Source organism: Bathymodiolus platifrons methanotrophic gill symbiont, assembly GCF_002189065.1.
Lineage (GTDB): Bacteria > Pseudomonadota > Gammaproteobacteria > Methylococcales > Methylomonadaceae > Methyloprofundus.
Window position 1 is genome coordinate 1 of record NZ_BDMN01000062.1, and the last position, 22,529, is coordinate 22,529.

20 protein-coding genes are annotated in these 22,529 nt (G+C 40.4%); 8 read left to right on the top strand and 12 right to left on the bottom strand.

Annotated elements, in window-relative coordinates; all coding sequences use genetic code 11:
• Positions 1-43 precede the first annotated feature (43 nt).
• The 6 genes from dapE to dapC form a co-directional block, all read right to left on the bottom strand.
• Positions 44-1,177 (bottom strand): succinyl-diaminopimelate desuccinylase, encoded by a 1,134-nt coding sequence (gene dapE, locus CDZ78_RS04155; RefSeq protein WP_087868844.1) that lies wholly within the window; start codon positions 1,175-1,177, stop codon positions 44-46.
• Complete coding sequence (locus CDZ78_RS04160; RefSeq protein ID WP_087868862.1) at positions 1,174-1,515, bottom strand: ArsC family reductase; 342 nt, start codon at positions 1,513-1,515, stop codon at positions 1,174-1,176. Before CDZ78_RS04160 ends, dapE begins: the two co-directional genes overlap by 4 nt.
• A gap of 11 nt (positions 1,516-1,526) precedes the next feature.
• Positions 1,527-2,915 (bottom strand): diguanylate cyclase, encoded by a 1,389-nt coding sequence (locus tag CDZ78_RS04165; protein WP_167374172.1) that lies wholly within the window; start codon positions 2,913-2,915, stop codon positions 1,527-1,529.
• 44 nt (positions 2,916-2,959) lie between these two features.
• Positions 2,960-3,202, bottom strand: coding sequence for a hypothetical protein (locus tag CDZ78_RS04170; protein ID WP_087868846.1), 243 nt, complete (start codon positions 3,200-3,202; stop codon positions 2,960-2,962).
• 152 nt (positions 3,203-3,354) lie between these two features.
• Entirely contained in the window at positions 3,355-4,173 is an 819-nt protein-coding gene (gene dapD, locus CDZ78_RS04175; protein ID WP_087868847.1) for a 2,3,4,5-tetrahydropyridine-2,6-dicarboxylate N-succinyltransferase, read from the bottom strand.
• 7 nt (positions 4,174-4,180) lie between these two features.
• Entirely contained in the window at positions 4,181-5,371 is a 1,191-nt protein-coding gene (gene dapC, locus CDZ78_RS04180) for a succinyldiaminopimelate transaminase (protein WP_087868848.1), read from the bottom strand.
• 272 nt (positions 5,372-5,643) lie between these two features.
• Here dapC and CDZ78_RS04185 point away from each other — a divergent pair, with 272 nt between their 5' ends.
• On the top strand, positions 5,644-6,174 hold the full coding sequence (locus tag CDZ78_RS04185) for a hypothetical protein (RefSeq protein WP_087868849.1): 531 nt from the start codon (positions 5,644-5,646) through the stop codon (positions 6,172-6,174).
• Positions 6,175-6,597: 423 nt separating this feature from the next.
• Here the strand turns inward: CDZ78_RS04185 and CDZ78_RS04190 are convergent, their stop codons facing one another.
• From CDZ78_RS04190 to hpnH, 4 genes are all read right to left on the bottom strand, one after another.
• Positions 6,598-7,188: a DUF1415 domain-containing protein gene (locus CDZ78_RS04190; RefSeq protein WP_087868850.1), complete on the bottom strand. Its 591-nt coding sequence runs from the start codon at positions 7,186-7,188 to the stop codon at positions 6,598-6,600.
• Between the two features lie 9 nt (positions 7,189-7,197).
• Positions 7,198-7,980 (bottom strand): MlaA family lipoprotein, encoded by a 783-nt coding sequence (locus CDZ78_RS04195; protein WP_087868851.1) that lies wholly within the window; start codon positions 7,978-7,980, stop codon positions 7,198-7,200.
• Between the two features lie 15 nt (positions 7,981-7,995).
• Positions 7,996-8,604 (bottom strand): ABC transporter substrate-binding protein, encoded by a 609-nt coding sequence (locus tag CDZ78_RS04200; RefSeq protein WP_244559151.1) that lies wholly within the window; start codon positions 8,602-8,604, stop codon positions 7,996-7,998.
• A gap of 206 nt (positions 8,605-8,810) precedes the next feature.
• Positions 8,811-9,896, bottom strand: a complete 1,086-nt coding sequence (hpnH, locus tag CDZ78_RS04205; RefSeq protein ID WP_087868852.1) for an adenosyl-hopene transferase HpnH — start codon at positions 9,894-9,896, stop codon at positions 8,811-8,813.
• Positions 9,897-10,259: 363 nt separating this feature from the next.
• Between hpnH and CDZ78_RS04210 the strand changes: the two genes are divergently transcribed.
• The 7 genes from CDZ78_RS04210 to CDZ78_RS04240 all read left to right on the top strand — a co-directional run bounded on the left by CDZ78_RS04210 (position 10,260) and on the right by CDZ78_RS04240 (position 20,872).
• Positions 10,260-11,339, top strand: coding sequence for a phytoene/squalene synthase family protein (locus CDZ78_RS04210; RefSeq protein ID WP_087868853.1), 1,080 nt, complete (start codon positions 10,260-10,262; stop codon positions 11,337-11,339).
• Positions 11,340-11,371: 32 nt separating this feature from the next.
• The gene (gene shc, locus CDZ78_RS04215; RefSeq protein WP_244559152.1) at positions 11,372-13,264 is read left to right on the top strand and encodes a squalene--hopene cyclase; all 1,893 of its coding nucleotides are present in this window, start codon (positions 11,372-11,374) and stop codon (positions 13,262-13,264) included.
• Positions 13,261-13,986, top strand: a complete 726-nt coding sequence (locus CDZ78_RS04220) for a phosphorylase family protein (protein ID WP_087868855.1) — start codon at positions 13,261-13,263, stop codon at positions 13,984-13,986. Before shc ends, CDZ78_RS04220 begins: the two co-directional genes overlap by 4 nt.
• Positions 13,977-16,580: an MMPL family transporter gene (locus CDZ78_RS04225; protein ID WP_087868856.1), complete on the top strand. Its 2,604-nt coding sequence runs from the start codon at positions 13,977-13,979 to the stop codon at positions 16,578-16,580. Before CDZ78_RS04220 ends, CDZ78_RS04225 begins: the two co-directional genes overlap by 10 nt.
• A gap of 23 nt (positions 16,581-16,603) precedes the next feature.
• Positions 16,604-17,995, top strand: coding sequence for an aspartate aminotransferase family protein (locus CDZ78_RS04230; protein WP_087868857.1), 1,392 nt, complete (start codon positions 16,604-16,606; stop codon positions 17,993-17,995).
• Positions 17,996-18,005: 10 nt separating this feature from the next.
• Positions 18,006-19,868: a 1-deoxy-D-xylulose-5-phosphate synthase gene (gene dxs / locus CDZ78_RS04235; protein WP_087868858.1), complete on the top strand. Its 1,863-nt coding sequence runs from the start codon at positions 18,006-18,008 to the stop codon at positions 19,866-19,868.
• Positions 19,869-19,963: 95 nt separating this feature from the next.
• Positions 19,964-20,872, top strand: a complete 909-nt coding sequence (locus CDZ78_RS04240) for a cytochrome c oxidase assembly protein (RefSeq protein WP_087868859.1) — start codon at positions 19,964-19,966, stop codon at positions 20,870-20,872.
• A 27-nt stretch (positions 20,873-20,899) separates the two neighbouring features.
• Here CDZ78_RS04240 and CDZ78_RS04245 read toward each other — a convergent pair whose 3' ends face one another.
• Both CDZ78_RS04245 and CDZ78_RS04250 read right to left on the bottom strand, forming a co-directional pair.
• On the bottom strand, positions 20,900-21,532 hold the full coding sequence (locus CDZ78_RS04245) for a response regulator (RefSeq protein ID WP_087868860.1): 633 nt from the start codon (positions 21,530-21,532) through the stop codon (positions 20,900-20,902).
• Positions 21,510-22,283: a sensor histidine kinase gene (locus CDZ78_RS04250; protein ID WP_087868861.1), complete on the bottom strand. Its 774-nt coding sequence runs from the start codon at positions 22,281-22,283 to the stop codon at positions 21,510-21,512. Before CDZ78_RS04250 ends, CDZ78_RS04245 begins: the two co-directional genes overlap by 23 nt.
• Positions 22,284-22,529 lie beyond the last annotated feature (246 nt).

Here is a 22,529-nt window from a genome sequence, read left to right on the forward strand (position 1 = left end):
CCGTTTTGTTACGCATGGTCGCTTGATGAATTTCTAGGAAACTTCAGTTGTTTATTAATAATTCGATCAATAGCTGCTCATAAATCTCTGATAGGGGCTGTATATCTGCGACAGGAATATTTTCATTAATTTTATGTATGCTTTCATTCAAGTGCCCAAGCTCGATTACTTCTGCACCTGTCGGAGCAATGAAACGTCCATCCGATGTCCCGCCACCGGTATCATCCAGAGCATCCATTCCAGTTACTTTTTTAATAGCAGCATGAGCCGCTTCAATTAACGCCCCACCTGAGGTTAAAAATGGATTACCTGACAAACGCCAGCTAATTTCATAATCAAAATCAAAACGGTTAAATATCTCAAGTACACGATGCTTAATCGTGGCTTCATCTAATTCAGTACAAAAGCGTAAATTAAATTGCAACTCAAGTTGCCCGGGAATAATATTTTCTGCTCCCGTACCACTATTGATATTAGACACTTGCAGACTGGTCGGTGGGAAAAATTGATTACCCTGGTCCCAGACTTCCTCGGTTAATGCCTGTAAAGCAGGAGCAAAACCATGAATAGGATTATTGGCGATATCTGGATAGGCAACATGTCCCTGCAGGCCTTTGACTATTAATTTGGCACATAAGGAACCCCGTCTGCCAACTCGAATCACATCCCCGATATTCCGGTCACTTGAAGGCTCGCCGACCAGGCACCAGTCAATTTTCTCATTACGTTGTTCTAATACTTCTACAACCTTAACAACACCATTGGTAGCTGGCCCTTCTTCATCACTGGTAATCATCATCGCGATTGCACCCTGATGCTCAGGATACCGGGCGATAAAGCGTTCGACAGCAGTCACAAAACAGGCAATGCCCCCTTTCATATCTGCCGCACCACGACCGTATAAGCGATCATCTCGAATGCCTGGTATAAAAGGCGGTGAATCCCATTGCTCCAGTGGCCCTGTAGGCACTACATCAGTATGCCCCAGAAAAACAAAAAGCGGCTTATTAGTGCCTCTTTTTAACCATAGATTTTTGGTATCATCAAAGTCCAGTTGTTCAGCTACGAAGCCAATCTTTTCCAGCCGTTTTGTTAATAGTTCCTGACAACCTGCATCTTCTGGTGTTACAGATTCACGGCTAATAAGTTCTTTCAATAAAGCTAAGGTATTACTCATAATAAAGTCTGATATTTTTCCGTGTTAAAGCCGATGAATAATTGTTCCCCTGTCTCTAAGACAGGCCGCTTAATTAAAGTAAGGTTATCTAACATCAGGCTAGTGGCTTTACTAACATTTAAATTAGTTTTTTGCTGATCATCAAGTTGCCGCCAACTGGTACTGCGCTTATTTAACAGATTTTCCCAGCCAGCCTTATCTATAAAATCAGCAAGTTGCTCAGGACTTAATCCATCTACTCTAAAATCATGAAATTGATAAGTAACTTCATGATTATCTAACCATAAACGTGCTTTTTTCACGCTATCGCAATTTTTAATACCGTATAAAATAGTCATTTTGTCAGCAATTAATTCATACAAACCTGGTTTCGTCCTAGTTCTTTTGCTTTATATAGAGCAATATCAGACCTTTTTAGCAACATATCTACACCCTGATCTTTTTTATAAGCGGCAACACCAAAACTACAACTTAAGTGAGTAAAAGAATCAAATATATGTTGTTCAATCATATTACGTAACTTTTCAGCTAGTAACCGTCCACCTTCGGTCGTTTGCCCCGGACAAATAATTAAAAATTCTTCTCCACCCCAACGGCCCAGTGTATCAACTGTACGAATATTGTTGTTTAATAATTGCGCGAGGGTTGTAATTGCATAATCACCAACAAGATGCCCATACTTATCATTAATACTCTTAAAATGGTCAATATCAATTAAAATAATACAAAATTCATGTTGGTAACGCTGTGCCAAATGAAAAGCATCGCCTAGCTGCTGATCCAGTTTCAAACGATTATTAATATTAGTTAATTTATCAGTAACAGATAAGTGCCTTAAGCGATAATTATACTTTTTCAGCTTCCAATAATGATACAAAAAAAAGATAAAGATTAATCCGAGTACGCCAACTACTTTTATCAACATTAGATAATCTGTCGCCGACTCGTACTTAATCGCAATCCAGTCATTCATTATGTCACGCCGCTCATGCTCACTTAACTGAGCAATGGCTTTATTAAAAATACCGACTAATAAAGGCTCATCATTACGGGTACCTATACCTAGCTTTGACTGCTGTGCCAATTTTCCGGCAATTTTCAGTTCGCCGATATACTGTTTCTGGAATGCATAACTAATATCTGGCAATGAGCCAATCATGCCATAGAGCTGATTTCGGCTAACTTTGTCCAGACCTTCATTTAGACTTTCTACCTCTACCAGATCAATCGCAGGATAAAGCAAGCGTAGCAGTTCAGCATAAGCATAACCCTTTTGTATCCCCAGCTGTTTATCCAAAACCTCTTCTATACTGCTAATAAAATTTTGCTGATAAGCTACTGCGATTACTAAGGGAAAACTCAGGTAATCATTCGTAAAATCGAGAAATTTCTTACGCTCCGGTGTCGCCATTGCAAAAACCAGAATATCACATTTTCGCCGCTCGGCCTGCTCTAGTGATTCCAGCCACGTCTGGCTAGGCACTAACACCATCGGTGTATTGATTTTATTTGCCAATAAACGCATAAAATCAGCACTCATACCTTTGTGCTGCCCCTGTTCGATTTTCCCAACGGGCATCGCATCAGGATTAACACACATAGTAAGTTGCTGCTTTTGTTGTAAATATTGCAGTTCTTCTTCTTTTAGAAATACGCTTTCTACATTATTTTCCTGCTCTGAGTTTTCCACTGCAAATCCCTGCATAGGAAGAAAACCTACCAGAATCAACGCAAGCATTAGTATGTTCTGTGTTAAACAGCGCATAAGCTTTTTAAAAACGACTACAGTGGATTATTCAATAACTCATCTAGCTCAGGCAATGAACTATCTTGCTTACGACAAGACTTATAAAAATCAACAAATTCCATAAAAGCCTGCTCTAAATCATCAAGAATACCCTCTTCATTTTCCCGATCTTCGGGTAAGACATCAGGGGAATCCAAAAATTCTTTTTGTAAAGCAACCTCACTATTTAAGGAGAGAATCGCATAAATAATAGCATTGCTAGAAAGTGTATCTGACATGGGAGATCCTATAGCTGAATGGGGTTAGGCAGAATAACTTATCACTCGTAGCAAGTGACAATCTAAACTGGCACAAAACATATGTTAATGTCAGGTGTCATTATATTTAATAATTCATATAAAAAACCTAACCCATTTCACATTATTTAAAATTAATCACGTAATAATTCGTTGATACCTGTTTTGCTACGTGTTTTTTCATCCGCATGTTTAATGATGACTGCACAATACAAACTATGAGTACCATCTTTTGAAGGTAAGTTGCCCGAGACCACGACTGAACCCGCCGGAATGCGTCCATAAGTAATTTCACCGGTCATACGGTTAAATATTTTAGTACTTTGACCAATATAAACTCCCATGGAAATAACAGAACCCTCTTCTACCACGACGCCTTCAACAATCTCAGAGCGCGCACCAATAAAACAGTTATCTTCAATAATTGTAGGTCCTGCTTGTAATGGCTCTAAAACACCACCAATACCAACACCACCTGATAAATGTACGTTTTTACCAATTTGCGCACATGAACCCACTGTAACCCAGGTATCAACCATCGTGCCACTACCTACATAAGCACCAATATTGACATACGAAGGCATCAAAATCGCGCCCGGAGCAACATAAGAACCATGGCGTGCAACAGCATTAGGTACGACACGCACACCCGCTTCAGCAAAATCTTCAGGGGTGTAAGAGGCAAATTTAGTTTCCACTTTATCGTAGTAACGCGCTGCCCCACCGTCCATTACACGATTTTCATTAATTCTGAAAGACAGTAAAACTGCTTTCTTTAACCACTGATTAACCACCCATTCGCCACTGCTTTTATCAGCAACACGCGCTTTACCTGAGTCCAGTAGATTAATCGAGTCTTTGACTGCATTACGCACTTCATCAGAAACAGTCGCTGGAGAAATATCGGCACGATTGTCAAAAGCCTGATTAATAATATTTTCTAATTGATTCATTATTTTTCTATGTTAAAGAGTTAATAAAATTTTTAATTCGATGGGCCGCTTCAATACATTCTGTCACTGGAGCAACTAAAGCCATGCGCACATGGTTTTTTCCTGGATTTATCCCGTCTACTTCACGGGATAAATAACTACCCGGTAAAACAGTAATATTTTCCTGGGCAAATAATTTTTGTGCAAATTCAGTCTCGTCGATTTCAGTTTTCAGCCACAGATAAAAACTAGCGGGTGGCTGCTTAACACAACAAACCTCAGATAAAATTTCAGTGACTGCTTTAAACTTTTCACGGTAAAACTGTCTATTCTTGTGTACATGCTGTTCATCCTGCCAGCCAGCAATACTGGCATACTGGGTCGGCAAGGACATGGCGCTACCATGATACGTGCGATATTGAAAAAAATTACGCAAAATATCGGCATCCCCCGCAACAAATCCAGATCTTAATCCCGGTGCATTAGAGCGTTTTGATAAACTATGAAAAATAACACAGTTTTTATAGCTACTATGCCCCACTGCATCAGCAGATTGCAATAATCCCTGCGGAGGACTGTTCTCATCTGCATAAATTTCGCTATAGCATTCATCAGAGGCAATCACAAAATCATATTTTAATGCCAGCCTGATCAACTTTTCATGAGTCGCCTGATCAATAATCTCACCAGTTGGATTACCAGGCGAACAAATATATAACAATTGGCAGGCTTGCCAGCTTGCTTCAGAAACACTATCAAAATCAGGCAAATACTGATTTTCTTCTAGAGTATTTAAGTAATAAGGCTCAGCCCCTGCCAGCAGGGCGGCACCTTCATAGATCTGATAAAACGGGTTAGGCATTAATACCCGTGCATCTTCTCGTCCATCAACAATACATTGAGCAAAAGCAAATAAGGCTTCCCGCGTACCATTAACTGGTAAGACCTGCGTTTCCGGGTCAACTGTCACTTGGTATCTTTTATTAAGCCACTCGCTAATTGCAATTCTTAATTCAGGCAGCCCCTTAGTTGTTGGGTAACTACCCAATCCGGCAATATTTTCTAATAAAGCACTAGTAATTACATCGGGGGTGGCATGTTTTGGCTCACCAATTGACAGAGCAATATGTGCTTTATCACTTGGCGGTATAATACCCTGCTTTAATTGCGCTAATTTCTCAAAAGGATACGGATGTAATTGCGGTAAATGTGGATTCATTCAAGGCGCTTGATAGTTATAATAACCGGTCATTCTATCATGGCCAGGTGTCTTTTAAAAAAACACAATGCAAATTTTAAAAAACGGTAAAATAGGGTTTTCGCTTCTCCAGTGAATACAGATCCAGGATTTTAACTTCTACTTGAATCTGGTTTTTTTATATTCCACACTTTATTATTTTGTAACCCCTACCATTGTCAGTTTAAATGCCACTAATATCCAACCGCAACCTTCTCCTTAGCATTATTCTTTTAAGTTTAAACCTTGCGTTTATGCCCAAACTATTTGCCCATGCAGGTGTAGACCATGGTGACAATTGCTTTGTTCATATAGCAGGCGTTAAATTACGTTTAGGCGGATTTCAATCAGAATCTAAAATAAGCGGCGGCAAACATTTTTGTCATTTATTTCCCGCAACAGGTGATGTCATTTTTACTTTTGACCCTCACTCTGACATGCTACAGAGCAATAAAAAATTAAATTTAAAACTTTTATCTGCCGAATCCAACTGGGATATCTTATTTGATTTTGATAATGCCTTTAAACAAACGCTCAGTGAGACAAATAACGCATTAACTATTGCTCATAACTTCTCGAAAATGGGACTCTATGCCATGCATATTACATATCAGTCTGATGAACTAGAGCCGAGCATGAATAACAAGCAAACTTTTCTATTTTTAGTTGGCTTTCCTGTTATCAAAATCCTGGTTTTTATCGCATTTGGCTTTTTGCTGCTACTTGGTTTTGTACTGCTGAAACAATTGCAGGCTGGAATTACTGAAAAAAATAAAGACCATTGAACTCGGATACCAATGCTGCTTACTTAAGTATTAACATATTAACAAACAATAGCTTGCATATGTAGGCTGGGTTAGCTTATCAAGCTGAAGTTTCCCAATTATTGAGTAGCTGAAATACACAATGCTGGTGTATCGAGGTTTATTTTAGGTGGTTTTGCCATGTTTATAGCAAACCCCTACTTAATTCCCCTTAGGCAATAGCATTTGAAACGAATGAAAAGACTATTTTTTTCATATAGTTGTAGCATAGTTTCAATTTTACCATAAATAATTATTGGGAAACTTCAGCTTATCAAGCAAAGCGCGATAAATCTAACCAGCCTACATTCTTAACTTATTGTTTATTAGGCAATTACACTGTTAAGTAAGCAGTATTAAACTCGGATACTGTTATCCCAGAAAAACCGTAAGCCCCGCTTTACGCTAGTATCTGTTATTACCCCGTTCCTGCTCGGCAATCTTCGTAGACTGTAATGCCTGATCCAGCTTGGACTGCATTTTCGCTAGCCCTAACTCCCTGGCAAGCCGGACATTGGTCTCCGGAATATTTTCCGGGTCTTTATAATTCGCTAAAGCATGCTCGATACTTTGCTCTCTGATCAGGTGAAACATGGGGTAGGGTGAACGATTAGTATAATTTGCCGGATCCTCCTCATCACTATCGGCAAAACAATAATCCGGATGAAAGCTTGCTAATTGATACACACTTTCATAGCCCTGTTCGCACATTAGATCATTGGCAATTTCCAGCACATCCAGAAAATCTTCAAAATCGTATAATGCATGCTCATAAATGAGTAGCGTCGTTTCTATTGCATTGTCTGTATCCAGTCTTTCTGCTTCAGCAATCAAGTCCTCCAGACAACACTCTAAAGACTGCGCATCACTGACCTGATAATGAATTTTCCCTTGTTCAAAAACAGGTCTGGCAAAGGGACAAAAATTAAGCCCTATCACAACATGCTGTAACCAGTATTTTGTCTGCGCAATTATATTTTCACTATGGCTTATCATTTGAACAGCTTATAATTTAATTTCCAGATCATCCAGCAAATCAAGATCATCTTCATCATCAAATGGATCATCTAGCCCATCCAACAGTATTATTTCTGATGTATTTTTACCTTCAGTAATCTGATAATCACGCCATTGCAAATAAGAAGCACGCATAAACACGTAGGGGTCTACAGCAGCCTCATCAATAAACTTTAGGGACTGATCGGCATTTGAGCGTGAGTTCAAAAGATCCAGCACCTGTATCGGCCATATCAAATAACTAACAGGGCTCGATGCTGCATCTACAACGAGACCAGGGACACCTCTATAAGTTGTCGGACCTAATACCGGGACGACCAGATATTCACCTTGCGGAACACCCCATACAGCAAGAGTTTGAGAAAAATCTTCCTCATGGTATTCAATTTCAGCATAACTTGCGACATCTATTAAACCACCAAAACCTAGTAGTGTATTAATAACAAAACGTTCAAAATCCTCACCTGCCGGCTGCTCCTTTCCTTGTAAAGCATCATTAACAACCGTTCTGGGTTCTTTTAAATTAGCAAAAAAATTAGCGACTGAAGTACGCAAGAAGCTTGGAAGAATAAACTGATACACGCCAACTAGCGGCGAAGAAACATAAGTATCCAGCCCTTTATTAAAGCCATAAATATTGCGATTTATGCCTTCATGCAGGTCTTCTGGGTTTACCTCTTCTGCCATTTCAGTCTTACCTGTACTGGCACAGGCAACTAATAAAAAAATACCCGCAATAGCAATAAAACGTAAGAATAATCGAATAATCAAAAGCGCTAAAATACTTTATTGAGAAAATTTTTCAATTTTAACAGAAAGTTCAGCTAATAAAACATCAAAACCCGATTTCTTCAGGACAGCAACATACTCAGAACGCTTTAATGCCAAATCACTCACACCATTGGTAATAATGTTGATAATACGCCACTCATCACCTTTCTTTTTTAAAAGATAGTCCATACTGACATCTTTATCATCAGGTAAAACCAGAAATGTATGCACGTAAATTTGCCCAGGAGATAATTGTTTTGTAGACTCCACTTTAAAGCTTTGCCCCGAATAACTATCAAAATAATGCGCATAAGAAGCAATACTCAGGGTACTAAACTTTCGAATCAGTTCTTTTTTCTGCTCTATTGTAAGTTTCTTCCACTCTTTACTGACAACAATACGGGTAATTTTAGTTAAATCGTGGCTATTTAATACTGCTGGCTTTAGTAACTCAAAACGCTGCTCAAACGTTAGCTTATCGCCCTGCTCCATTGCATTCAATAATGCAGCCTGAAACCCCGTCACCACCTTGCTTGCAACTTCTGTTTCATCAACTTCAGCGATTACGACGGAAGTAAAACAAAACAAAACAAACATCATTATCACGTTTCTTATTGGCATCATCATGTTTAACCTTTTTGATTAGTCGACCTTTCCAGCACGAACACTCACCTCAACAATGGCTTATGACCGGGTCATGAACAAATACAATCCAGCAATGACTGGCGTACATAAAGCTCACATCCTGTTGAGCACATAAAACCTAAAATCAGCTAGGCAGCAATAAACTCGATCAGTTAGATTCTCGGCCTAAACTGTAGCAAGAGTTTTTAGATTTCTACTTTAATAGGAATATCAGTAACTGAAACAGGCTTATAACTGGGAACTTCAACAATACCTCCTTCCGTCCGTGGTCCACGCATAGCAACAGCTAATGCTTTTATTGGATGGGCTAGAGTATCTTCTACTGCTGTTGCCTCGTAACCACAATGCGCCATACATCCTTCACATTTAGGATTTTTTCCTGCCCCATATTTATCCCAGGGAGTGGTTTCCATCAATTCCTGAAAACTATCAACATAGCCTTCATCTGACAACAGATAGCACGGCTTCTGCCAACCAAATACATTACGTGTTGGATTGCCCCACGGAGTGCAATCGTAGTCCTGGTTTCCTGCCAGGTAATCTAAATAAAGCGAAGAATGGTTTAACTTCCACTGCTTATTTTTTCCTAGTGCAAAAATACCACGGAATAATTCCTTTGCTGCCTGGCTAGAAATAAAAGAGTCTTGATCCGGCGCATCGGCATAACTAAAACCAGGTGCAATAGTGATACCTTCCACACCAAGTTCTGTTGCATAATCCAGAAAATTAGCAACTTCCTGAGAGGTTTCGCCCTGAAACAAAGTACAGTTAATGGTTACTCTAAAACCTTTGCCTAAAGCTAGTTTTATAGCGTCGACGGCAATATCAAATACACCATCCTGACACACTGATGCATCATGCCTTAGCTGATTGCCATCCAGATGTATAGAGAAATTCAGATAGGGTGATGGCGTATAATCATTAATCTTTTTCTTGAGTAATAGAGCATTCGTACAAAGATAAATAAACTTCTTACGTGCGACAATACCCGCAACTATTTCCGGCATTTCTTTATGGATTAAAGGTTCTCCACCTGGAATTGATACCATCGGCGCATCACACTCATCCACTGCTTGCAAACACTCATCAACAGATAAACGCTTATTTAAAACATCATCTGGATAGGCAATTTTTCCACAGCCTGCACACGCTAAATTACAGCGAAACAAAGGCTCTAGCATTAACACCAAAGGATATTTTTTTACCCCTTTGATCTTTTGCTTCATTAAATAAGTACCTACAGCAACTTGCTGCCTTAATGGAACACCCATGTATTAACTCCAAAACTTAAAAATAGTGACAAACTCAACAAAGTTGCATATATGCAACAAAAAAAGAAAAAAACAGAAATATACTTTAAAACCCTAAGTAGATGCCTATTAATAATCCCTGATAGCACGTTAGCATACTATTATTAAACGACTAACACCAGTTTGAAGTTTCTTTTTTCCCATAAAAACAACACTCATAGTAGTCAAAAAAAGACCTGCGCACTCTGTTTTTATGATTAATTTATAAGACATAAATGTAACTTTTTCGCAAAAAAACAACATATTTTGTATTTAGCCTACATACAGTCTATAATTCGTCACTAATTCTGCTTTTTGCCTTTAACATACACCTTTACTGACTGCATGACTGACACTCAAATTTCTATTGATAACCCGGAATCGCTTTTAGCCGCCTCTGTTGATGAATTTCAGGCGGTATTACTCGAAGGTGTCTCGCGTACATTTGCCTTAACGATACCTCAACTCCCTGAAGGCCTTTACTCGGCAGTTGCTAATGCCTACTTGCTGTGTAGGATTGTAGATACCGTTGAAGATGAAGTATCGCTGAACGTGGAACAGAAAGAACTCTTCTGTAGCCGTTTTATAGAGGTCGTTAGGACGGGCAATGGCGCCGCTAGCTTTGCAACAGACCTGGGACCGCTCCTCTCAGAGCAGACTATTCCAGCTGAACATGTTCTGATCCAACTAACAGAACGGGTTATTGAAATCACCCATAGCTTCGCTCCTGAACAAATTGAAGCACTACTAGGTTGCGTTGAAACTATGGCGAAAGGCATGCCTGTCTATCAAGGCATGGATTTACACGGCGGTCTGGCAACCATGAAAGACATGAATGAATATTGCTATTATGTCGCCGGTTGTGTTGGTGAAATGCTGGCAAAATTATTTTGTCATTATTCACCTGAAATTAATCAGCACCGCGAACAACTTTTAGAGCTATCAACATCCTTTGGCCAGGGATTACAAATGACCAATATACTAAAAGACATCTGGGATGATGCACAGCGAGGGGTATGCTGGTTACCACAAGATGTTTTCACCGAAACCGGCTTTGATCTTAAAGACCTTAATACGTCAACTAATAGTAAAGAGTTCCAGCTGGGTTTAGAACATTTAATCAGTATCGCGCAAGGTCACTTAAAAGATGCTCTTACCTATACTCAGTTACTACCTAGACATGAAACAGGCATGCGCAACTTTTGCCTATGGGCACTAGGCATGGCTGTTCTTACTCTTAATGAAATTAAGCAACACCTGGATTTCAATGACTCTAGCCAGGTCAAGATTACCCGTAAAAACGTCAAACAAACCATTGTAACTACTCGAATTATTGGCCGTAGTAATTTACTACTCTCTCTGCTTTTTAATTTAAAAAGCAAAAATTTAATCTGTAAAGACTGGCAATACCAGGCAAAAAACTAAGTCACCCTATGTTTACCGAGGATTACAATAATATGAGCAACATCCATTCATTGGACAGTGCCATAAAAAATGCTCAAGACAGACTTTTGTCTTTGCAACACAAGGATGGCTATTGGGTCTTTGAACTCGAAGCAGACTGTACCATTCCAGCTGAATACATCATGATGATGCATTATCTGGATGATATAGATAAAGGATTACAAGCTAAAATTGCTGTCTACCTACGCGCTCATCAATCTGCAGATGGTAGCTACCCTTTATTCTCAGGTGGCGAAGGTGACATTAGTTGTAGCATTAAAGTTTACTATGCTTTAAAAATGGCTGGAGATCAGCCCGAACAACCACATATGGCCTGTTTGCGCGAGTATATTCTTAGTCAGGGTGGTGCAGCCAAAGCCAACGTTTTTACGCGTATTGCCTTAGCTATTTTTGAGCAACTACCCTGGCGTGGAGTGCCTTTTATTCCAGTTGAAATCATGTTGTTACCAGCCTGGTTTCCATTCCATATTGATAAAGTATCCTACTGGTCCAGAACCGTTATGATTCCTTTATTTATCTTATGCTCACTGCAAGCAAAAGCTAAAAATCCGCTTAATATAGATATTCTGGAATTATTTATTGTCCATCCCGGCAAGGAAATGCATTACTTTCCTGAGCGAGGAGTACTTAATAAATTTTTCTTGTTTTTAGATGCGCTAGGACGTAAATCACGCATTCTGGTCACCAGGAAAATGCACCAGACTGCAGTAGCAAGAGCACAAAACTGGTTTACCGAACGTTTAAATGGCGAAGATGGATTAGGCGGTATTTTCCCGGCAATGGTCAATGCCTATCAAGCCATGCTTCTACTTGGTATGCCGGCAGATAATGAACATGTCGTTACTGCACGTAAAGCCATTGATAAACTTCTGGTTATCCGCGAAGATGAAGCCTATTGTCAGCCTTGCCTATCCCCGGTCTGGGATACAGGCTTAGCATTACTTGCCTTACAGGAAACCGATTTAGCAGCAACGGAAGGCAGTAGAAAACGTGCTTATGACTGGTTAAAAACCAAACAATTATCTGATGAGCCGGGCGACTGGCGCATACAGCGCCCTAATCTTGAAGGTGGTGGCTGGGCATTTCAATTTGAAAACCCGCATTACCCTGATGTCGATGATACCGCTGTTGTCGCCTATGGCATGGCAACTGCTGACTTGCCTGATATGGATGAATCTATTCATCGCGCAACCCGCTGGATTGTGGGCATGCAAGCTGCTAATGGCGGATATGGCGCATTTGATGTAGATAATACCTATTATTACCTCAATGAAATTCCATTTGCCGACCACGGAGCTTTACTAGATCCTCCTACAGCTGATGTGAGTGCCCGTTGCGTGATGTTAATGGCAAAAGTCGCCCAGGATCACGATGAATACTTGCCTGCATATAATCGTTGTCTGGACTATATTCGCAATGAACAAGAAGAAGATGGTTCCTGGTTTGGTCGCTGGGGAACCAATTATATTTATGGCACCTGGTCAGTATTAATAGCGCTGGAACACACAGAGATACCTAAAAACGACCCAATGTACAGCAAAGCAGTTACATGGTTAAAAAGCGTTCAACATGATGATGGTGGCTGGGGCGAGGGCAATCAAAGCTATCACGACCGGAGCACAAGTGGTCAATACCATACTAGCACCGCATTTCAGACCGCCTGGGCAACGCTAGCCTTAATGGCTGCTGGCGAACATAAATGCAAAGAAGTCCAGGCAGGTATTGCTTATTTACTAAAGAGTCAGCAACAGGATGGCTTATGGGCTGATAACTGTCATACATCGCCCGGCTTTCCACGCGTGTTTTATTTGAAATACCATGGTTATGATAAATTTTTTCCTCTGTGGGCTTTAGCGCGTTATCGCAATGAAAAAAATTCAAAGTGATTACCGGTATTCTGGTTGCTTTACCTGAAGAATTACACACCCTGACTAAATCTAAGATAAAACAGGGTGATTGCTTAGCTGTGTCTGAAAATACTCTGATCACTCTATCCGGAGCAGGCCCGAAAAATGCGACTCATGCTGCACAAAATTTATTGTCTCATGGCGCTACTCAGTTAATAAGCTGGGGCTGTGCCGGTGCATTATCTCCGCATTTAAAGGCGGGGCATTTACTGATCCCTAATTGCATCCTCGCTAAAGATAATACCCTGCTAACAACGCACCAGCCATGGTCACAGCAGGTCATTGAATTACTTGATAAATCCATAAAATACGATACCAGCTGTCTTTTGGAAAGCGATACAATTATCAGCCTGGCCGAGGATAAAGCCAGGCAATACGAACTAACACAAGCCACTGCTGTCGACATGGAAACTGCGGCCCTGGCGCGCATTGCAAACCAGGCACAAATACCCTTTATTGCGATACGTAGCATTGTCGATTCAGCACAACTAGATTTACCCGAAGCCATTAATTACGCTATGAACGATGCCGGGGGTATTTCTATCAGCAAACTAATGCTTTACTTAGTTCGTCACCCTGGCAACCTGCCTCGCCTGATTAACACGGCTCTGTGCTTTAACAAGGCAAGCAAAACACTAAAGCATCTTGCCCGCCAGCTGCCACAGATAACACAAACTCAGTGGAGCCTCGCATGTCAGTAGCAGCGAGAATACTTGAATGGCAAGGTTGTTTTATCACCCGTTATGCCTGGCTAATAGTCTGTAGCGCCTTATTGCTAACTGGGCTTAGCATTTATTATGCAAAAGACCATCTAGGAGTTAATAATAACTCTTCAGAAATGCTCTCTCCAGACCTGCCTTTTCAACAGAATACCAAGCGCTTAGAAACGGCATTCCCGCAAGACACTAATGCAATAATCTTTGTTGTCGACACACAAACACCTGAAGAAACAGCGATTACCGCCAATAAGCTGTTAGCACGGCTCAATAACCAGACCAATTCTTTTGAGTCTAGTTATATTCCAGAAGACAACGCTTTTTTTCGTCAACAAGCCTTTCTTTATCTGACTAACGAGGAACTGGATAAGTTAGCGACTAACTTAACTGATGCCCAGCCCTTTATTGGTTATTTAGCTCAGAATCACCATTTACAGGGACTGTTTCATATTTTAACTGAGGCTCTTGAAAATAAAGATAGCGTAATTAGTCACAGCTTACCTGCCCTGTTAACTTCAATTAGTACAGCGATTAGCAAAACAGCTAAAAATGAAAATCATCATATCTCCTGGCAGGAAATTCTCAACCCCAACAGCCAATCAAATAAAACACGCCGCATAGTCATTACCAAGCCTAAACTAAACTTTCTCTCTATGATGCCTGTTGATGTGGCCATTGAGAAAGCTCGGGCAGTTTCCAGTGAACTAATGCTTGAAATGCCAGGCTCCAATATTCGCATTACTGGCGATATTGCTCTGCAACATGAAGAACTAGAAGATATAGGAGAAGGCGCAGTATTAAGTGGTATCGGCTCTTTAATATTAGTTCTACTTATCTTATTCAGATGCTTTCGATCCATAAAGCTATTGTTAGCCACTCTTATCACTCTATTAATGGGACTAACCCTGACCGCTGGCTTTGCGGCTGTTGCGATTGGACATTTAAACGTTATTTCTGTCTCTTTTGCTGCTCTTTATATAGGCCTGGGGGTTGATTTTGCAATTCATATGAACCTGCATTATCGTGATGAGATTGTTAATAAGCATAGCAATCACCTGTCCATTAAAAAGGCATTACACAGTGTTGGGTTCTCATTGTTTCTCTGCGCGCTGACTACATCTATAGGATTTTTTGCCTTTGTTCCAACCGACTATGTAGGTGTCTCTGAATTAGGGCTTATCTCGGGTGTTAGTATGTTTATCGGGCTATTAGTATCACTCCTGGTATTACCTGCCTTATTAACTTTGTTCAAACTTAAACATGCTCAGCCTTTTTATCAGCCGACTCAAGCCTCATTTCTGCAAACGCTTCCCTTTCGCTATAAAAAAACCATCCGCATTGGCACTGTTTTATTAACTTTTGCCTGCTTGTTTGCAATTCCGTATATCACTTTCAACTCTAATCCTATCGATATGCGTAACCCTAAAGCAGCATCGGTAACCACATTTAAAGATTTATTAAAATCAAAAACTGACTCTCCTTATGCGCTGTATGCTTTAAGTGATAATCAGGAACAGGCGCGACACACAGCCGCTAGACTAGAGCAACTACCTAGCGTGCATGGGGCTGTTTCACTCGAAAGCCTGGTTGCAACTGATCAGGAAGATAAACTTTATACGATTGAAGACCTGGCGATGATTCTAGGTCCGCAGTTGAGTCAATTTAACTCAACTCTCGCAGCTTCAGATACAATTACTGTATTGAGTCAATTTAATACCACACTCTATACTCTATTGGAAAACAGAACCACATCCATAAACCCTCAAATATTGCTTGATCTGCGCTCAAGTATCGACACATTCATAAACACCTCAAACCAATCGACTGAACCTGGCATATTAGCGCAATCGCTAGATAACAATATATTAGGGCTGTTGCCATATACCATTAATACTCTTAGCCAGGGTTTAAGTGCCTATGAATTTGGTTTAGCCGACTTACCGGCTGCGATTCGTCTGCAGTGGTTAAGCCCTGCAGGGTTATATCGCATTATGATTATGCCTGAACAAGATTTAAACATTCCGGCTAATTTAAAGCAATTTACTAAAGAGGTTCAAAGTATCGACCCTAAAGCTGTTGGCATGCCGGTAGGAGAAATGGCATCCGGGGAAGCTGTTGTTAATGCCTTTCAACAGGCTTTCAGTGCTGCTCTGTTTATTATTACTCTATTATTATTATTTATTTTAAAAAGCATCAAAAAAACCCTGCTAGTTATAGGCCCATTAATACTTGCCGGGCTTTTAACTTGTACCGTAAATATTTTTCTTGGCATCCCGTTTAATTTTGCTAACATTATCGCCCTACCACTACTCTTAGGCATGGGCGTTGATAGTGGTATTCATATTATGCACTGCTTACATGAAAACCTTGATGAAGGGCAGCATTTATTACAGACCAGTACTGCTCGAGGTGTTACCTTTAGTTCGTTTACTACGATGAGTAGCTTTATCAGTTTAGCCCTGATACCACACTTTGGAATTTCCAGTATGGGAATTACTCTGGCTGTTGGCATTAGCTTTACCCTGATTTGTACACTTATTATATTGCCAGCTTTTAGCAACAGAACTATTCAACTTTAACAAAAATATTATTCTGATTATCCATGTCATTTAGCATTGCCGAACTTTTTACACAACATAGCCAGGAAAAATTTGCGCTACACGAAAACCATTTGAATAATCAAATGGTTCGCGTCTTGCAAACTATTGGTTATGACCGTAACTATACCAAGGCGCTAGGTCAATACCTGTACGATCAGGATAATACTGAATATCTGGATTGCTTAAGTGGTTTTGGCGTGTTTGCCTTAGGACGAAACCACCCTACTGTTATCAGTGCCTTACAAGAAATGTTGACACTAGAGTTACCTAATCTGGTGCAAATGGATGTATCATTATTAAGCGGCTTACTGGCTAAAAAGATTCTGGCAACAACACCTGAAAACCTAACTAAAATGTTTTTTTGTAATTCAGGGACAGAATCCGTTGAAGCTGCAATAAAATTTTCTCGCTACACCACTAAACGAGAAAAAATCGTCTTCTGTGATCATGGTTATCACGGCCTGACTATGGGCTCTTTATCTTTAGTCGGTGAAGAAGTTTTTCGGGAAGGTTTTGGCCCCTTTTTACCTGGTTGCAGCTCAGTCCCTTTTAATGACCTTGCCGCTCTAGAACAAGCACTCAGTAATAAAGACGTTGCTGCATTTATAGTTGAGCCAATTCAAGGCAAAGGCGTTAATCTTCCAGATGATAACTATTTACCTGACGTTGAACGCTTGTGTAAAAAGTACGGTACCCTTTTTGTTGCCGATGAAGTTCAAACTGGCATAGGCCGCACTGGAAAATTCTGGGCAATTGATCACTGGGGTGTACAGCCTGATATGATTTGTATGGCCAAAGCTTTATCGGGCGGATTTGTCCCGGTTGGAGCTGTGGCAATGACTGACAAAATTATGGCAACTGTATTTAACCGTATGGACAGAGCTGTTGTTCATGGCTCAACTTTCTCCAAAAATAACATGGCTATGGCTGCTGGCCTGGCAACACTGCAAGTTATGGAAGACGAAAAGCTGGTAGAAAACAGCGCTCAAGTCGGAGCTGATATTATCAGTAGCCTTAATGCCATGAGTACAAAATATGAATTTTTAAAAGAAGCCCGTGGCAAAGGCTTAATGATTGCTATTGAATTTCAGGCTCCTAAAAGCCTAAAACTTAAAGCTGCCTGGGCATCACTTGAAGCAGCTAATAAAGGTCTATTCTGCCAGATGATTACCATTCCTTTATTTAAAGAACACCATCTATTAACGCAAGTAGCTGGGCACGGCATGAATGTAGTTAAATTATTGCCACCGCTCAACTTAACAAAAAAAGATCGCGACTGGGTTGTTAACTCATTCGATCACGCCATTGCTGACACTCACAAAGTCCCTGGCTCAATTTGGTCGCTAGGTAAAAACCTTGCCAGCCACGCACTCAAATCAAAAACAGGGTCATAAGGAAAGCATTATGAAAATCGCAGAAAACTACCCACTAATAAATACGATAGATCTTCCTGAAGATGTACGTAAATTATCCCGAGATCAATTAATCCCTCTATCGACTGAGTTACGTGAATTTTTAACGCATACGGTTAGTTTATCAGGCGGTCATTTTTCGGCAGGTTTAGGCACAGTTGAGTTAACAGTTGCCTTACATTATGTGTACAACACGCCAAAAGACCAGCTGGTCTGGGATGTGGGCCATCAAGCTTATCCTCATAAAATCTTAACGGGTCGTAAGGAGCGCATGCCGACGATTCGTACTAAAGATGGCGTCTCAGCATTCCCTAAACGTAAAGAAAGTGAATACGATGCGTTTGGAGTTGGACACTCAAGCACCTCCATCAGTGCCGCATTAGGCATGGCAATTGCCGCAGAAAACAAAGGTGAAGATAGCCGTATGGTGGCTATTATTGGCGATGGCAGTATCACCGGCGGTATGGCATTTGAAGCGATGAATCATGCTGGAGCTATTGATGCCAACTTACTGGTTATTCTGAATGATAACGACATGGCAATTTCGCCTAATGTCGGCGCAATGAATAATTACTTTACCAAAATTATTTCTAGTAAACTTTATTCCTCTGTCCGCGAAGAAAGTAAAAAAGTGCTCAGTGGATTACCCTCCGTATGGGAACTTGCAAAAAAGACCGAGGAACATGTCAAAGGCATGATTGTTCCTGGCACTTTATTTGAAGAGTTAGGCTTTAATTATATTGGCCCTATTGATGGTCATGATGTTGATATGCTGGTAGAAACACTACAAGCCGTAAAAGAACTTTCTGGCCCAGTGTTTTTACATATTGTGACTAAAAAAGGCAAGGGCTATGCACCTGCAGAAAAAGATCCATTAGCTTATCACGGTGTACCGGCTTTTGACCGTAGCAAGGATTGTTTACCTAAATCTGCACCTTCCCCACACCCGACTTATACTCAGGTATTTGGTCGCTGGTTATGCGATATGGCAGAAAAAGATCAGCGCTTGCTAGGAATTACTCCTGCCATGCGCGAAGGTTCGGGTATGGTAGAGTTCTCCGAATGCTATCCAAAACGCTATTTTGATGTTGCTATTGCAGAACAGCATGCAGTTACCCTGGCCGCTGGACAAGCCTGTCAGGGAGCAAAACCCATTGTTGCAATTTATTCGACATTTTTACAACGTGCCTATGATCAATTAGTACACGATGTTGCTATCCAGAATCTGGATGTTTTGTTTGCTATCGACCGTGCAGGTCTAGTTGGCCCAGATGGACCTACTCATGCGGGTAATTTTGATTATAGTTTTCTGCGCTGTATACCTAATATGCTGGTCATGGCTCCAGCAGATGAAAATGAATGTCGTCAGATGCTGACTACTGGTTACAACTATGAAGGCCCGGCTTCAGTGCGTTACCCTCGTGGCAAAGGACCTGGTACTGTGGTAGGTACTGATTTTTCTGAATTAGAAATTGGTAAAGCAGAAATTCGTCATAAAGGTGGGCGTATGGCCATACTTGCCTGGGGCAGCATGGTTACTCCAGCGCTAGAAGCAGGTAAACAACTTGGTGCTACCGTTGTTAATATGCGTTTTATCAAACCTATTGATGAAACGATTATTTTAGAAATGGCTAAAACACACGATGTCATTGTTACTATTGAAGAAAATGTTTTAGCGGGTGGTGCGGGCAGTGCTATCAATGAGTTTTTGCAGGCACAGAAAATTTTAATGCCGGTATTAAATATCGCCCTACCTGATGAATTTGTAGAGCAAGGTACACGTGAAGAGTTATTAAACGAATGTGGTCTGGATACACAGGGCATATTAAGCAGTATAGAAGATTTCTGCGCATAATAATTTGGGGTGGGTAGTGCCTTTATACCCACCATTTATTAACCTACCAATAAGGTGGGCATAAAACCATTGCCCACTCTTGTAGCGATAAAACAGTGTCTTATACCCCTACAAAACTTCTAGTAGCTCTGTGCCTAATTTTTTACCCGTTACTCGGCTTTGCCCACGGTACAATTAGGCCCTGGCAACCCATCTGGTCAGCGTGGATTTATACACCTGATGTTGCAATTCCGATGCTATTAACGGTAGTGGTCTACTTCAGGGGACGTGCGAAACGACGCGAAGCAGGTCGGCCAGTCAGCATGGGGCAAACCATTACCTTTTTGCTCGGTATGCTTTGTTTTGTTATTGCCTTACAATCCCCACTGGAACCACTCTCTGAACACTTCTTGTTTTTTCATCAGATTGAACACCTGTTAATGCGTGGTTTAGGTCCTTTACTACTTATCTTAAGTATGCCCCTTGCCCCCCTATTACAAGGACTGCCTAAAACAATACGTCATTCAGTTCTAACACCAATTATCAGAAATAAACCCATACAATGGCTCTATCGTTTTTTAGGTCATCCCATTATTGCCTCAGTCCTGTTTATTGCTACTCTGCTTATCTGGCAAATACCCAGCTTACATAATCGCGCCTTAGCGGATCAGTCTTTACATAACTGGATGCACTTCACCATGATTCTCACTGGCTTCTTTTTCTGGTGGTTAATCTGTGATCCGCGCCAAAAATCTTCGCGCATTCCTTTTGGTATACGCATTATTGTTTTATGGCTGGTAACTATCCCCAACACCATTATTGGTGCCATTATTACCTTAAAAAGAGATCAAATTTATGCTGCCTATGATGTACTTGACGGACGTCTGGCAATCGAAATCATGTTAGATCAACAATTAGGTGGCATTATGATCTGGGGCCCTGGTGGCATGATGGGTTTGATTGGAACTGCCGTAGTTTTTTTCTTATGGACACGTAAGGATAGAAAACTGCGTTATGCACACTAGCGCCTCTTTAGCGAAGAGCTTCCAGGGTTAAGAAAGCTGCAGTGAAATTGCTTTTATTGCCGCTTCACTACGAGATGAAACATTAAGTTTTCGGTAGATGACTTTAATATAGTCTGACGTCGTATGAACTGAGATATTGAGCTCCCGTGCGATTTCCTTTCTCTGTTTTCCCGCTGCGATTAATTGTAAAACTTCTTTTTCTCTGGGTGATAATTGGTATGCATCTTTGATTTTTTTTGGTGTGTGGTTGAAATGCTGGATAAGTCGTCGAGCAATCCCAGGTGATAGCGGTGGGGTCCCCTGAATAATCCCCTCCAGAAGAGCAATAAGCTTCCCTCTCGACTCCTCTTTTAATATATATCCGTGCGCACCTGCTCCAAGCGCAGAAAACAGGTTATGATCATCATCGAATACTGTGGATACCACAATGAACGTCTGCGGGTGTTCCTCGCGTAAGCGCACAATCAAATCAATTCCTGAGCCATCAGGTAAATTAAGATCAACTAAAGCGATACTGAAAGTTTGCTGGTTCGACCAATCAAGTGCCTGCTTAAGGTTTTCAGCTTGCTTAACTTCAATCCCTACAAAAGCGTGCTGTAAAACGTCTAACAGCAGCTCCCTGATAGGGGCATAATCATCAACTAATAGTGCTGTTTTCATGGTGGCCCTCTATTTCAACATGTCTAATAAACTCAATTTTAATCTGGGTGCCGATATTTTCCTGAGAAGTAACTGTAATATTGCCCCCATTTTTTTCCACCAGATTCTTTACATTGAAAAGACCGATACCATCTCCTTTGGCAATCAATGTTTGTTTATGAAATCGAGAGTGGAGGTCAAATATATGAGCGATTTTGCTTTTTACTATACCTGCACCATTATCTTTTATTTCAATATAGTCCGCATTCTGTGTTTGATAAGAAGATATTTCAATAATTGGCTGGCGCTCTGGTGGGCAATATTTAATCGCATTACTAATAAGGTTAGATAATATTTGCTGTAAAACAAATTTACTTATTCTTAGCTTCGCTAAATTATATTGTCGATTTAACAATACATTTTTGACATGCATTTCACTCTCTAACATACGTACACAGTTGTCAGTCACTTGGTCCAGATCTGCTAATTCTGAACCATTCATATGTTGCTTAGAACTTGAAAAGTCTAATAACTCCCAGATGATCTGCATGGCATCATCAGACGACCTCTTGATTCGGTCCAGATATTTATGAGCTTTGAAATGCTCAGGATTCTCTTCCTCAATAAGTGAAATATATGAACGAATAACTGAAATAGGATTTTTCAGGTCATGAGCAACAGCATAATCATAAGTTTTGAGTTCTTCATTTACGCTCCGAAGCTTATTATTGCTCTGAATAATTTTATCTTCATTTTCTCTCAGTTTATCCATTAAGGAATGTGCACGAAATAACTTCCTGAAGCAGCCAAGCTTGAATAATGAAATATCTCCCCTAAATTAAGGTTATCTTAATTTATTACTCAGTGGTTGTCTTATGTCATTTCCTTATAAAAAAAATATCGAAAAGTCGATGAAGAAATTTTATGACTCACTTTGTGAAAAAAATAAGCGACGGTATGCCGCCATTGAAAGTGAAAAATTATCTCATGGTGGCGTTAACTATATTTCAGCTTTATT

Excerpts from the sequence above, each read along its gene's own strand:
- dapE (WP_087868844.1), bottom strand. The coding sequence starts at position 1,177 with ATGAGTAATACCTTAGCTTTATTGAAAGAACTTATTAGCCGTGAATCT.
- CDZ78_RS04160 (WP_087868862.1), bottom strand. The coding sequence starts at position 1,515 with ATGACTATTTTATACGGTATTAAAAATTGCGATAGCGTGAAAAAAGCA.
- CDZ78_RS04165 (WP_167374172.1), bottom strand. The coding sequence starts at position 2,915 with ATGCTTGCGTTGATTCTGGTAGGTTTTCTTCCTATGCAGGGATTTGCA.
- CDZ78_RS04170 (WP_087868846.1), bottom strand. The coding sequence starts at position 3,202 with ATGTCAGATACACTTTCTAGCAATGCTATTATTTATGCGATTCTCTCC.
- dapD (WP_087868847.1), bottom strand. The coding sequence starts at position 4,173 with ATGAATCAATTAGAAAATATTATTAATCAGGCTTTTGACAATCGTGCC.
- dapC (WP_087868848.1), bottom strand. The coding sequence starts at position 5,371 with ATGAATCCACATTTACCGCAATTACATCCGTATCCTTTTGAGAAATTA.
- CDZ78_RS04185 (WP_087868849.1), top strand. The coding sequence starts at position 5,644 with ATGCCCAAACTATTTGCCCATGCAGGTGTAGACCATGGTGACAATTGC.
- CDZ78_RS04190 (WP_087868850.1), bottom strand. The coding sequence starts at position 7,188 with ATGATAAGCCATAGTGAAAATATAATTGCGCAGACAAAATACTGGTTA.
- CDZ78_RS04200 (WP_244559151.1), bottom strand. The coding sequence starts at position 8,604 with ATGATGCCAATAAGAAACGTGATAATGATGTTTGTTTTGTTTTGTTTT.
- hpnH (WP_087868852.1), bottom strand. The coding sequence starts at position 9,896 with ATGGGTGTTCCATTAAGGCAGCAAGTTGCTGTAGGTACTTATTTAATG.
- CDZ78_RS04210 (WP_087868853.1), top strand. The coding sequence starts at position 10,260 with ATGACTGACACTCAAATTTCTATTGATAACCCGGAATCGCTTTTAGCC.
- shc (WP_244559152.1), top strand. The coding sequence starts at position 11,372 with ATGAGCAACATCCATTCATTGGACAGTGCCATAAAAAATGCTCAAGAC.
- CDZ78_RS04225 (WP_087868856.1), top strand. The coding sequence starts at position 13,977 with ATGTCAGTAGCAGCGAGAATACTTGAATGGCAAGGTTGTTTTATCACC.
- CDZ78_RS04230 (WP_087868857.1), top strand. The coding sequence starts at position 16,604 with ATGTCATTTAGCATTGCCGAACTTTTTACACAACATAGCCAGGAAAAA.
- dxs (WP_087868858.1), top strand. The coding sequence starts at position 18,006 with ATGAAAATCGCAGAAAACTACCCACTAATAAATACGATAGATCTTCCT.
- CDZ78_RS04245 (WP_087868860.1), bottom strand. The coding sequence starts at position 21,532 with ATGAAAACAGCACTATTAGTTGATGATTATGCCCCTATCAGGGAGCTG.
- CDZ78_RS04250 (WP_087868861.1), bottom strand. The coding sequence starts at position 22,283 with ATGGATAAACTGAGAGAAAATGAAGATAAAATTATTCAGAGCAATAAT.